The following is an 11590-nucleotide window of genomic DNA, read 5'->3' as shown; positions in this document are numbered from 1 at the left end:
GTGGTGGTTCGTCTGTGGTCGGTCGGACCGGCCGATGCCGGCCCCGGGGTCAGCGCGCGCCGACCACCGGCGGGGCGCGGAGCCCGACCGAGACCGCCACCGCACGCTGGACGCGCACGACCACGGGGACGATGGAGACAGGAGGGCAGACCAGGTCGCGCAGGACCCGACCTCCACCCGTGAGGAGTCGCACCACCCGACGGACGGCGTCGATCGACCGGGTGATGAGGTAGGCGACCGCCACCTGCGCCAGGAGCCCGAACCACACGCCCCGCTCGGTGAGGACACCGGACGCGGCGTCGCCGACCGCGACGCGCTCGCCGACCTCCTGGACGGCGAAGACGCCGAGCTGGGCGAGGGCGAGCGTCCGGAACGGGATGGCGCCGGCGAGGCCGAGCTGGCGGCTCGTGCGGATCGCCCACGCGAGCGCGGCGACGACGCCGAGGGGGATGGCCACCGTTGCGGCCGCGGGGAGGTAGGCGTGACCGCCGAGGGCGGCCTCCCGCGCCGCGGCCTGCGGGTGTGCGACCCCGTAGCCCACGATGTGGCCGACGGCGACGCCGGACACGGCCAGCATCGAGATCGCGACGCCACGGGGGCTCATGGACACGACGCTAGCCCTGCACCGCCCGGATTCCGGATTCGGCGGGGTCCGACCCCGGTGCGCTCAGACGTGGACCAGCTCGAGCTGGCCGTCGAGGTAGCGGGCCCGGCACAGGGCGCGCTGGAGCTTGCCGCTGCTGGTCTTGGGCAGGGTGCCCGGCGCGACGAGCACGACGTCCTTGGCCGGGATCCCGGCGACCGCCTGCACCCGGTGCTGCACGTCAGCCCGCACCGGCGACAGGTCCGTGCTGCCCTCGGGCGGGCGGGCCTCGGCGACCACGACCATGCCCTCCTTGCCCTTGGCGGTCTCCACGCCGAAGGCGATGACGTTGCCGGCCCGCACCCCGTCGACGTCGTTGCAGGCTCGCTCGACGTCCTCGGGGAACACGTTGCGCCCCGCGACGATGATGACGTCCTTGATGCGACCGCAGAGCACCAGCTCGCCGTCGACGAGGTAGCCGAGGTCGCCGGTGCGCAGCCAGCCGTCGTGGAACAGCTCGTCGTTCAGCTCGGGACGCCCGTAGTAGCCGGCGCACACCGAGGTGCCCCGGATCTCCAGCTCGCCGACCTCGCGCTCGTGCAGCTCCCGGCCGTCGTCCGTGCCCACGATGCGGATCTCCAGCCCAGGGACGGCACGCCCCAGCAGGGCGAAGCCGCGGGCGTTGTCGGCGCCGGGATCGGCCGGCGCGGCGTACCGCTCGGTCTCGAGCACCCGACGGTCGACGGTGTCGACGACGAGGCCCCGGCCCGGGGGCGGGAAGGTGCCGGCGATGGCGACCTCGGCCATCCCGAACGCGGGGAACGCGGACCCGCGCGGCATGCCGAAGGGTGCCCCGGCGTCGAGGAAGTCCTCCACCGTGCGCGGGTCGATGGGTTCCGCGCCGTTCAGCACGACGCGCAGCGTCGACAGGTCGAGCTGCTCGCCCTCGCGGGCGGCGCGGCGCAGCGCCCGGGTGGCGAGCACGTAGGAGAAGTTCGGCCCGGCCGTGGCGGTGCCGCCGTACCGGGACATCCACTGCATCCAGCGGGCGGGCGAGGCGAGGAAGTCCTGGGGGGCGCCGAGCACCATCTGGGTGCCGGTGGTCATCGCGAGGGACAGGATCCCGACCAGGCCCATGTCGTGGTACAGCGGCAGCCAGGACACCAGCACGTCGTCGTCGACGGCCAGCTCCGCGGCCTCGGCGATCGCGTCGAGGTTGGCGCACACGGCGCGGTGCGGCAGCACGACGCCCTTCGGGTCCGACGTGGAGCCGCTGGTGAACTGCAGGATGGCGTTCGCACCCGGGTCCGGGACGGGCGCCTCGAACGGCGCGTCCGTCACCAGCTCGTCGAAGACGACGAGGGGCGGGTCGCCCGGCTCGGGGGTGATGAAGGCGGCGAGGTCGGGATCGGCGACGACGAGGGAGACGTCGGCGTCCAGGATCCTCTGGCGGGTCTGGGCGATGAACTCGTCGAGCGAGCCCATCCGCATCGGGAGCGGCAGCACGACGATGGTGGCGCCGGCCAGCCACACCGCCTGGATGCCGGTGACCAGCGACCGGGTCGTCGGTCCGAGCAGGGCCACGTGGTCACCGGGGCGGATCCCCCGCTGCTGCATGGCGGCGGCCATGGCCGTCGCCTCGTCGTGGACGTCGGACCACGGGACCGTGACGTGGACGTCGCCGGACACGAAGGTGACGTCGTGGCCTCGGGCGGCACCGGCCGCGACCCGGGTGGCGAGGGTGTCATGGGAGGCGCCGGAGCGGCGCGGAGTCATGGGCACGTCGGCTTCGACCATCGCGCGTCCGTCCCCGTTACCCCGTTTCGCAGAACGGCCGGCCCGTGCGAGGCTCCGGCCATGACGCCGATCACCCCCCAACCGCTCGAGTGGATCGACACCGCCCCGGTGCGCGCCTCCCGGAGCCGACGGATCGCCCAGCCGCCAGCGGTCGTGTGGGAGGCGATCGCCGACCACGCCGGCTGGACGGAGTGGTTCCCCCGCCTCGTGGCCGTCACCCCCGGCTCGGTCGCCGACGCCGTCGGTGGCACCCGGACCGTGGACCTCGGCGCCGCCGCGGTCGAGGAGGAGTTCCTGGCGTGGGAGCCCGAGCGGCGCTTCGCGTTCACCGTCACCGGGTCGACCCGGCCCGGCCTGCGCTCGATGGTCGAGGACATCCGGGTGACCCCCGATGGCGACCGGGCCTCCACGGTGACCTACACCATGGGCATCGACCCGGTGGGTGGCAAGCTGCTCCGCCCGGTCGCCGCACCGCTGCTGCGCAAGGTGATCTCCGACGGGCTCGCCGGCCTCGCCGGCCACGTGCGGGGCTGATCACCCGGGCCATGGAGGCCAGCGGCGGCCAGCGGATCGAGTGGCACGACGTCGGACCCGACGTCCGGCGCGCCATCGAATCGCGCCTCGGCGCGGCGGTCGTCGATGCCCGCAACCAGCCCGGCGGCTTCTCCCCCGGCCTCGCCGCCCGCTGCACCCTGCGCGATGGTCGCCGCGCCTTCGTGAAGGCGGTGTCGCCCGACCAGAACCCGCATGCCTGCCGCATCCACCGGCGGGAGGCCGAGGTGGCCGCCCAGCTGCCGTCCGACCTGCCCGTCCCCCGCCTGCTGCACGTCGTGGACGACGGGCACTGGGTGGCCCTGGTGTTCGAGGAGGTCGAGGGCGTCCAGCCGGCGGAGCCGTGGACGCACGACCAGCTGGCCGTCGTGCTCCCCGCCCTCCAGCGCTTCGCCGAGCGCACGACCCCGACGCCCGCCCCCGGGTTGCAGACCGTCGAGGCCCGCTACGGCGCGGCGTTCCGGGGGTGGCGCCAGCTGGCCGCCGGTGAGGCGGATGCGTCCTCGTACGGCCCGGACGTGGTCGCGGCCGTGGATCGCCTCGCCATCCTCGAGGAACCGTGGGCCGTGGCCGCGTCGGGCGACACCCTGCTCCACACCGACCTGCGCGCCGACAACCTGCTCATCACGCCGACCGGCGAGGTCGTCCTCGTCGACTGGCCCTGGGCATGCACCGGCGCTGCGTTCGTCGACCTGGCCATGCTGCTGCCCTCGGTGGGCCTCGGAGGCCCGGACCCGGCCTCGGTCATCGAGGCGCACCACCTCTTCGCCGACGTCGACCCCGACGCGCTGGTCGCGGTGCTCGCCGCGCTCGCCGGGTTCTTCGTCCGCCAGTCCCTGGATCCGGCCCCGGCCGGGTTGCCCGCGATCCGCTCCTTCCAGCGGGCGCAGGCCCAGGTCGCGCTCGGGTGGCTCCTGCCCCGCATCACCTGACCTGGGAAGATCTGCTGGCAGAGGTCCGGACAGCAGGACGACGGGGTAGGGGTGGCCGATGAAGTTCAACCGACGGGCCCGGCTCGACTCCGATCAGGTCCGCACCCGCAAGGGCGGGGCAGCCGCGGTGGGCGGCGGCGCCGGCATCGTCGGCGTCCTCGTGGTGCTGGCGCTGCAGTTCCTGGGCGGCGGCGGGGGCGACCTGAGCGGCGCCCTCGGCGCGCTCGAGGGCACCCGCACCGGCGGACAGGGTGCCTCCAGCGAGCCGATCGAGGGCTGCGAGACCGGCGCGGACGCCGAGCGGGACCAGGAGTGCCGCATCGTCGCCGTCGTCAACAGCATCCAGGACCTGTGGGCCACCCAGCTCCAGGGCTACGAGCCGGCGATCACCAACTTCTTCACCGGCGGCGTCACCACCGGCGGGTGCGGCTCGGCGAGCTCCGCGGTCGGGCCCTTCTACTGCCCCGCCGACCAGCAGATCTACATCGACCTCGGCTTCTTCGACGACCTCGAGTCCCGCTTCGGGGCCTCCGGCGGCGACTTCGCCGAGGCCTACGTCCTGGCCCACGAGTACGGCCACCACGTCCAGAACCTCATCGGCGTCCGCGCCGGGCGGGGCAGCGGACCGGAGAGCGACGCCGTCCGCCAGGAGCTGCAGGCCGACTGCTTCGCCGGCGTGTGGGCCAACCACGCCACCACCACCCCGGACCCGGCCACCGGCGAGATCCTGATCCTCGAGCTCACCGAGCAGGACATCGACGAGGCGCTGAGCGCAGCGGCCGCCGTCGGGGACGACCGGATCCAGGAGGCGGCCACCGGCGAGGTGAACCCGCACACCTGGACCCACGGGTCGGCCGAGCAGCGCCAGCAGTGGTTCCTCACCGGCTACGAGACCGGCGACCCGAACCGGTGCGACACCTTCGCCGCCGACGATCTGTAGAAAAGCCCCGAAACGGTCATACGGTTGCCGGGTCGGTTCCGGAGAAGGGGGGAACCAACCACCTCCCCGGGAGACCACCATGAAGCTCCGCACCCTCGCCGTCGGCGCCGCCGCCACCGGAATCCTCGCCCTGACCGCCGCCCCAGCCCAGGCGGACCACACCAAGGGCAAGAAGTACTTCGACCTCGAACTGACGCCGCAGGCTGCGGTCGATGCCGACGACCCATTCGGTGCCGCGCCCGAAGGCTCGGTCGGGACCGGGGCCATGTACCTCAACCACGGCCAGGAGCGGTTCTGCCTGTTCCTGGACTTCGACCTCCCCGAGGACGTCCAGATCGTCGCCCTCCATCTGCACGAGAAGGCGCCGGGCGAGCAGAACGGCGGCATCGCCATCGACGCCAGCGATCTGATCGTCGACGGCGGCGAGTCGACCACCGGCTGCATGACCGGCGACCGGGACTCTCTGCGCGGCGTCCTGTCCGACCCCGACGAGTACTACATCAACGCCCACACCAACGAGGACCTCACGGTCGTGCGCACGGAGCTCGGGCGCAACTAGCGCTCGACGAGCGAGATCTCGTGGATCGCGACCGGATGTGGTCGCGATCCACGGGATGTCCCGCTACGGAACGATGTTGACGATGTTGGGCGGGCGCACGATGACCTTGGTCGGCTCCCCGTCGAGGTGGCCCTGGACCGCCTCGCTGGCGAGCGCCAGGGCGCGGGCCTCTTCCTCGGAGATGTCGGGGGAGACCTCGATGCGGTCCCGCACCTTGCCCTTCACCTGCACCACCATCGTCACGCTGTCGACGGCCAGCATCGACGGATCGTGGGTGGGCCAGGCCTGCTCGTGGACGTGGGTGCCGTGGCGCAGCTCCCACAGCTCGGCGGTGACGTGGGGCGCCATCGGGGCGAGGAGCAGGAGCAGGGAGTCCACGGCGAAGTCGGTCCGGCCCTGCTTGTACAGCAGGTTCGTGAACTCCATGAACGCGGCCACGGCCGTGTTGTAGGACCACCGCTCGTACTCGTCGGACACGCGGGCGATGAGGCGGTGCGCCTCCTTGTCCACCGCCACCGCGGCGTCGCCGGTGGCCTCGGGCACGGCGTCGGAGGCGGGGTGGGCGAGGCGCCACAGGCGACCGATGAAGCGGTGGGTGCCCTCGATGCCCACGCCCTCCCAGTCGACGTCGTCGGCCGGGGGGCCGACGAAGAGCTGACCGAGGCGCAGGGCGTCGGCGCCCTCGCGGTCGAGGATCTCCTCGGGGGCCACCAGGTTGCCCTTCGACTTGGACATCTTGGCCCCACCGAGGCGGATCATGCCCTGGGTGAACAGGCGCTTGAACGGCTCGCGCAGGTCCGACGGGGCCACGCCGATGTCGGCCAGGGCCTTGGTGAAGAACCGGGCGTACATCAGGTGGAGGATGGCGTGCTCGACGCCGCCGATGTACTGGTCCACCGGCAGCCAGTGGTCGACGGCTTCCTGGGAGAACGGCAGGTCCTCGTTGGTCGGATCCGCGAAGCGCAGGAAGTACCACGAGGAGTCCACGAAGGTGTCCATCGTGTCGGTCTCGCGCATGGCCTCCCCGCCGCACTGCGGGCACGTCGTGCGCAGGAAGCCCTCGTGGTGCTTGAGCGGTGACTCCCCCGTCGGCAGGAACTCGACGTCGTCCGGGGCGATCACCGGCAGCTGGTCGTCCGGCACCGGCACCGCTCCGTTCCCGTCCAGCCCGGCACACGACGTGCAGTACACGATCGGGATCGGGCAGCCCCAGAAGCGCTGGCGGGACAGCAGCCAGTCGCGCAGGCGGTAGTTCACCCGGTCCTGGCCGATGCCGTTGGCCGTCAACCAGTCGATGGCCCTGGCCTTGGCCTCGGCCATCTCCAGGCCGTTCAGGTCCAGCTCGTCGCCGGTGATGGTGGTGCCGGCGCTGTTGATGGCCGGGCCGGTGCCCGTGTACGCCTCGCCGTCGAAGCCCTCCGGCGGCTGCACGGTGCGGATGATCGGCAGGTCGTAGGCCTTGGCGAAGTCCCAGTCCCGCTGGTCCTCGCCGGGGACCGCCATGATCGCCCCGGTGCCGTAGGTGACCAGCACGTAGTCGGCCAGGTACAGCGGGACCGGCTCGCCGTTGAACGGGTTCTGCAGGTACGAGCCGGTGAACACGCCGCGCTTGTCGATGGCGCCCTCCGACGACAGCCGATCCATCTCCGACGTCGAGCGCGCCTTGGCGATGAAGGCCTCGACCTCGTCGCGCTGCTCGGGCGTGGTGACCGTGAGGGCCAGCTCGTGCTCCGGGGCCAGGACGGCGTAGGTCATGCCGAAGGCGGTGTCGGGTCGGGTCGTGTACACCTCGACGCGGGCGGCGGACTCGTGCGGCTCACCGTCGGCGTCGACGACGGGCATCGAGAACTGGGCCCCCTCGGACCGGCCGATCCAGTTGCGCTGCATGGTCACGACCCGCTCGGGCCAGTCGACCAGCTCCAGGTCGTCCAGCAGCTGCTGGGCGTAGTCGGTGATCTTGAAGAACCACTGCTCCAGGTCGCGCGCCTCGACCAGGTCCCCCGACCGCTCGCACGTCCCGTCGGCGAGCACCTGTTCGTTGGCCAGCACCGTCTGGCAGCCGGGGCACCAGTTCACGGCCGCCTTGCGCTTGTAGGCCAGACCCCGCTCCAGGAAGCGCAGGAAGATCCACTGCGTGAACCGGATGTACTCGGGCGTGTGGCTGGCCACGGTGCGGCGCCAGTCGTAGACCGCGCCGATCCGGGTGATCGACGACGTCAGCTGCGGGATCCGCTCCTCGGTGAACACGCGGGGGTGGATGCCCGACTGGATGGCGGCGTTCTCGGCCGGCAGGCCGAAGGAGTCGAAGCCCATCGGCGACAGCACGCCGTGGCCCTGCATGGTCTTGTAGCGCACGATCAGGTCGCCGAAGGTGTAGTTGCGCACGTGCCCCATGTGGGCCGGCCCCGACGGGTACGGGTACATGTTCAGCACGTAGTACGGGGGGCGGGGATCGTCGTTGTCGATCTCGTAGGTGCCCTCGTCACGCCAGCGCTGCTGCCACCGCGCCTCGACGGACTGCGGGTCGTAGTCGGGCACGCGCCCGTCCGCGACGTCGTTCGAAGCGGTGTCTGCGGCCATGGCCGGGCATCGTACCGAGGGTCCCTCCGGGGTCCGATTCCGGTTCCCGGGCCGCGACGGCGCCGATTTCCGTGCACCACCGCGGCGCGATGTACGCTGGCCGCTCCGCGATGCGGACCCTACGGGGCTATAGCTCAGTTGGTAGAGCGCTTCCATGGCATGGAAGAGGTCAGGGGTTCGATTCCCCTTAGCTCCACGCGAACCCTCCGGCCGCTGGGCGGCCTCGGGTTCGTCGCCGATGCTCCCCATCCGCTGGCGAGCCCCCGGTCGTGCACCTCATGGCTGATCCTGCGATCCCCCTCCCGGACCGGCTGGTCGAGCTCGCCGGCGGTCGGCGCGTCGCCCTCGACGACCGGGGCGACCCCGGCGGCACGCCGGTGCTCTACTGCCACGGGTCCCCCGACTCCCGGCTCGCCCGGCACCCCGACGACGCCATCGCCGCGGCCGCCGGGGTGCGGCTCCTCGCCGCCGACCGGCCCGGCATCGGGCACTCCGACATCGATCCGGCCGCGACGCCGAGCTCCGTGGCCGACGACCTGGTCGCGGTGCTCGACCACCTGGGCATCGAGCAGGCGGCGGTGCTGTCCTGGTCAACCGGCGCCATCCACGCCCTCGCCTTCGCCGGCGCCCACCCCGACCGGTGCCGGCGGGTGGTCCTGGCCGCGCCGCTGGTCCCCGCCGACGCCTACGACGACCCGGCGGTGCTCGACGGCAGCGACGACGCCCGTCGGCTGTTCGCCGACGCGCACCGGGGCATGGACCCCGACGAGGTCGGCGCCGAGCTCGCGCCGTGGCTGGTGCCGGCCGAGATCGACGACGCCACGGCCCGGGAGATGATGGCCGCATCGATCGCCGCCCTCGCCGACATCCCCGGCGCAGACGACCAGCTGGCCCTGGCGGTGCGCGCCTGCGTCGCCGCGGGGATCACCGGAGTCGAGCGCGACATCGCGGCCCAGGCCACCCCGCTCGGCGTGCTCCTCGACCGCATCACCGCCCCCGTCACCGTCCACGTCGGCACCCTCGACGCGGTCACGCCCCCGGCGATGTCCGCCTGGATCGGTCGTCGGCTCGGCGTCGAAGCGGACCGGCACGACGGTGTCGGCCACGAGCTGGCCATCCGCCGCTGGAGCGACCTCCTGGGGGAGGCAGCCCTCGAGGGCTGATCCCTACCGGGTGCCGGCGGAGGCCGCGGCGACCGGGAGGTCCGGATCCTCCCAGGCGACCTGGGGCACGTCGGACCAGAGCCGCTCGAGCTCGTAGTACTGGCGGGCGTCCTCGTGGAAGACGTGGACCACGAAGGTGCCGTGGTCGGCCAGGACCCACTCGGACTCGGCCAGGCCCTCGACCCGGATGGCGTTGGGCCCGCCGGCCTCGGCCACGGCTTCCTCGCACTCCTGCACGATGGTGCGCACGAGGCGGGGGTTGGACGCCGAGGCGATCACGAAGTAGTCGGTGATGGCCAGCACGTCGCCCACCTGGAGCACGAGGATGTCGGTGGCACCCTTGGCGAACGCGGCCCGAGCTGCCGCGACCGGGAAGGTCGGGTCGAGCAGATCGTCGATCGGGTCGGGCGAGGTGGGGGCGGGCGGGGTGGTCTGCTCGGCATCAGTCATGGTCGGCACCAAGGGTAACCGTGATGTCGACCACATCACTCGGCCGGGGGTCCACCAGCACCTCGCCGACGCCGAGGAGATCTCGGATGTCCTCCGCCGCCGCCTCGTGGGACGGGTTGACGTAGGCGATGGTGGTCGTCACCTGGTCGAGGTCGAGCGCGTTGCCGACGATGACCACCTCCACGCCGACCGGCGGCAGGGCCGGCGCCACCGCCCGGGCCTCGTCGAGGTCCTCCGTGCCGTTGAGCACCCGGACCCGCTCGCGCACGCCGGGCCGCGGGCTGCGTGGGAAGGGCACGAGCTCGGCGACCAGCGCGGCGACGTCGTCCTGCTCGGCGACGAACGTCGGCTCGTCGTCGAAGCCCTCGACCGTGGTCGGCTCCACCGGCAGCGTCTCCACGACCGTCTGCCCTGCAGCCAGCTCGCGCACGAAGCGCCCGAGGCCGCCCTCCAGCTCACCGGGGACCGCATCGGGCGTGCCCGCCTCGGCCACCGCGGCGAGCCAGGCCCGCCAGAAGGTCTCGTGGCGGAAGAGCCGAGCCGGGTCGGACTCCCCGGGCGCACGGGCGGCCAGGTAGGCGCCGACGTCCTCGGCGTCCAGCTCGATCTCACCGTCGGGGAAGCGCAGCTCGCCGTCGACCTCGATGGCCTCGGGGTTGTCGATGGTGAGGGGTGCCACCGGCGCCACGAGACCGGCCCACCGGTCGGCGTCGACGACGACCACCTCGTCGATCCCGACCGTGAGCAGGTCACCGACGATCTCGGCCTGCACCTCGGCCGTGCCCAGGTCGTAGGCCGCCTCGATCGGGGCGTACCCGAAGAGGGGCATGTCCGCGACCGTGCGCGTCGGCACCAGGACGACGCCGCCGCCGCCCGAACCCGGATCGGGCAGGGTCAGCACCGTGAGCGCCTGCACCTCGCCGTCCACGTCGTGCACGACGAGCATCGTCGGCGTCGGGCTCACGATCGCCTCGTAGCCGGGAGCGGCCGGGTCGGTCTGCTCGGCGACGACCTCGCCCTCGGTGCTGGAGCGGATGATGCGGGTGCCGGCGTAGATCAGGCCGGCACCGGTGGCGAACAGGCCGAGCAGGACCAGGGTGGCGAGCACGGTGGTGAGGCCGATGCGACGGCCCGCTCCCGCACGGTCGTCGGGGTGGTCCTCGCGGTCGTCGTCATCCGAGGTGGTGGTGCGACGACGGCGCCCCTCGAGCGGTCCCGGCCCGAGCTCGTCCTGGCGTGCCGCGACGCGGACCGACAGCAGCGCCTGCAGGCGTGCCTCCCGCTCGTCGTCATCGATCCCCGGGTCGCCCTCGCCCGCCTCGCCCGTCACGTGGACCCACGATAGAGCTGGCGCTCGCGCACGCAGGCCACCACGTCGCGTGGCAGCAGGTAGTCGAGGGGGCGGCCATCAGCCACGCGGTCCCGCAGGTCGGTCGAGGACACCTCGAGTCGGGGGACCTCCACGTGGGTCCAGTCCCAACCGTCGGGCACGACCGGCGGGGGCTCGCCGGGGCGGTCCACGATCACGAGCGAGGCGCAGGCGCGGACCTCGTCGACCCGCTCCCACGTGGGCAACCCGGTGGCGGCATCGGCGCCGAGCACGAGGAACAGCTCGGCGCCCGGGTTCGCAGCGGCGAGCTCGGCCAGCGTGTCCGCCGTGTAGCTGTGGCCGCCGCGCTCGATCTCGAGAGCGCACGCCTCCAGCCCGGCGACCCCGGCCACGGCGGCCTCGACCATGGCGAGCCGGTCCGCCGCCGGCGTGATCGGCCGGCTCCCCAGCTTCTGCCACGGCTCGTTGGCGACGACCAGGAGCAGCCGGTCGAGGTGCAGGTCGTGGCGCACGTTGACCGCCGTGACCAGATGGCCGACGTGGGGCGGGTCGAAGGTCCCCCCGAACACCCCGATCCGCGCCGCTGCCATCCGGCGACGATATTCGACCGGGGCGAGCGGACCGTCAGCGGCCACACTGGTCGGTTCCCCCCCTGACCGCCCCACCTGGCGCCCCCGCCGGAATGTTCTCGCTGTCACCCCAGT

At 72.9% G+C, this 11590-nt stretch carries 11 protein-coding genes and 1 tRNA gene; 6 read left to right on the top strand and 6 right to left on the bottom strand.

Going from position 1 to position 11590, the window contains the following annotated elements; genetic code table 11:
• Positions 1–49 precede the first annotated feature (49 nt).
• Together RGQ06_RS14370 and RGQ06_RS14365 are read right to left on the bottom strand one after the other, a co-directional pair.
• A complete protein-coding gene (locus RGQ06_RS14370; protein ID WP_432430171.1) occupies positions 50–604 on the bottom strand; it encodes a hypothetical protein in 555 nt (184 codons plus the stop codon).
• A gap of 63 nt (positions 605–667) precedes the next feature.
• Positions 668–2380, bottom strand: coding sequence for an AMP-binding protein (locus RGQ06_RS14365; RefSeq protein ID WP_432430170.1), 1713 nt, complete (start codon positions 2378–2380; stop codon positions 668–670).
• A 60-nt stretch (positions 2381–2440) separates the two neighbouring features.
• On the opposite strand from RGQ06_RS14365, the gene RGQ06_RS14360 reads away from it, so the two are divergent.
• From RGQ06_RS14360 to RGQ06_RS14345, 4 genes are all read left to right on the top strand, one after another.
• Positions 2441–2914 (top strand): SRPBCC family protein, encoded by a 474-nt coding sequence (locus tag RGQ06_RS14360; protein ID WP_432430169.1) that lies wholly within the window; start codon positions 2441–2443, stop codon positions 2912–2914.
• Positions 2915–2925: 11 nt separating this feature from the next.
• A complete protein-coding gene (locus tag RGQ06_RS14355; RefSeq protein WP_432430168.1) occupies positions 2926–3864 on the top strand; it encodes an aminoglycoside phosphotransferase family protein in 939 nt (312 codons plus the stop codon).
• A gap of 58 nt (positions 3865–3922) precedes the next feature.
• On the top strand, positions 3923–4804 hold the full coding sequence (ypfJ, locus tag RGQ06_RS14350; protein ID WP_432430167.1) for a KPN_02809 family neutral zinc metallopeptidase: 882 nt from the start codon (positions 3923–3925) through the stop codon (positions 4802–4804).
• Between the two features lie 79 nt (positions 4805–4883).
• Entirely contained in the window at positions 4884–5363 is a 480-nt protein-coding gene (locus tag RGQ06_RS14345) for a CHRD domain-containing protein (RefSeq protein ID WP_432430166.1), read from the top strand.
• A gap of 63 nt (positions 5364–5426) precedes the next feature.
• Here RGQ06_RS14345 and leuS read toward each other — a convergent pair whose 3' ends face one another.
• The gene (gene leuS / locus RGQ06_RS14340; protein ID WP_432430165.1) at positions 5427–7943 is read right to left on the bottom strand and encodes a leucine--tRNA ligase; all 2517 of its coding nucleotides are present in this window, start codon (positions 7941–7943) and stop codon (positions 5427–5429) included.
• Positions 7944–8066: 123 nt separating this feature from the next.
• On the opposite strand from leuS, the gene RGQ06_RS14335 reads away from it, so the two are divergent.
• A tRNA-Ala gene (locus tag RGQ06_RS14335) sits at positions 8067–8139 on the top strand.
• Between the two features lie 82 nt (positions 8140–8221).
• Positions 8222–9106 carry an alpha/beta fold hydrolase gene (locus RGQ06_RS14330; protein ID WP_432430164.1) on the top strand — a complete coding sequence of 295 codons (885 nt, stop codon included), beginning with the start codon at positions 8222–8224 and terminating at the stop codon, positions 9104–9106.
• 3 nt (positions 9107–9109) lie between these two features.
• On the opposite strand, the gene rsfS is transcribed toward RGQ06_RS14330, so the two are convergent.
• From rsfS to nadD, 3 genes are read right to left on the bottom strand one after another with little or no spacing between them, the layout of a single operon-like run.
• The gene (gene rsfS / locus RGQ06_RS14325) at positions 9110–9556 is read right to left on the bottom strand and encodes a ribosome silencing factor (protein WP_432430163.1); all 447 of its coding nucleotides are present in this window, start codon (positions 9554–9556) and stop codon (positions 9110–9112) included.
• Entirely contained in the window at positions 9549–10886 is a 1338-nt protein-coding gene (locus tag RGQ06_RS14320) for an LCP family protein (RefSeq protein ID WP_432430162.1), read from the bottom strand. The genes rsfS and RGQ06_RS14320 overlap by 8 nt, the downstream gene beginning before the upstream one ends.
• Positions 10883–11476, bottom strand: coding sequence for a nicotinate-nucleotide adenylyltransferase (gene nadD / locus RGQ06_RS14315; protein ID WP_432430161.1), 594 nt, complete (start codon positions 11474–11476; stop codon positions 10883–10885). The genes RGQ06_RS14320 and nadD overlap by 4 nt, the downstream gene beginning before the upstream one ends.
• Positions 11477–11590 lie beyond the last annotated feature (114 nt).

The sequence above is a fragment of the Salinilacustrithrix flava genome, from assembly GCF_041228405.1.
GTDB classification, from domain to species: domain Bacteria; phylum Actinomycetota; class Acidimicrobiia; order Acidimicrobiales; family Salinilacustritrichaceae; genus Salinilacustrithrix; species Salinilacustrithrix flava.
This window is presented reverse-complemented; position numbering and strand designations above follow the sequence as displayed.

What these genes read in the sequence shown, in the direction of transcription:
- RGQ06_RS14370 (WP_432430171.1), bottom strand. Translation starts at nt 604, where the DNA reads ATGAGCCCCCGTGGCGTCGCGATCTCGATGCTGGCCGTGTCCGGCGTC.
- RGQ06_RS14365 (WP_432430170.1), bottom strand. Translation starts at nt 2,380, where the DNA reads ATGGTCGAAGCCGACGTGCCCATGACTCCGCGCCGCTCCGGCGCCTCC.
- RGQ06_RS14360 (WP_432430169.1), top strand. Translation starts at nt 2,441, where the DNA reads ATGACGCCGATCACCCCCCAACCGCTCGAGTGGATCGACACCGCCCCG.
- RGQ06_RS14355 (WP_432430168.1), top strand. Translation starts at nt 2,926, where the DNA reads ATGGAGGCCAGCGGCGGCCAGCGGATCGAGTGGCACGACGTCGGACCC.
- ypfJ (WP_432430167.1), top strand. Translation starts at nt 3,923, where the DNA reads ATGAAGTTCAACCGACGGGCCCGGCTCGACTCCGATCAGGTCCGCACC.
- RGQ06_RS14345 (WP_432430166.1), top strand. Translation starts at nt 4,884, where the DNA reads ATGAAGCTCCGCACCCTCGCCGTCGGCGCCGCCGCCACCGGAATCCTC.
- leuS (WP_432430165.1), bottom strand. Translation starts at nt 7,943, where the DNA reads ATGGCCGCAGACACCGCTTCGAACGACGTCGCGGACGGGCGCGTGCCC.
- RGQ06_RS14330 (WP_432430164.1), top strand. Translation starts at nt 8,222, where the DNA reads ATGGCTGATCCTGCGATCCCCCTCCCGGACCGGCTGGTCGAGCTCGCC.
- rsfS (WP_432430163.1), bottom strand. Translation starts at nt 9,556, where the DNA reads ATGACTGATGCCGAGCAGACCACCCCGCCCGCCCCCACCTCGCCCGAC.
- nadD (WP_432430161.1), bottom strand. Translation starts at nt 11,476, where the DNA reads ATGGCAGCGGCGCGGATCGGGGTGTTCGGGGGGACCTTCGACCCGCCC.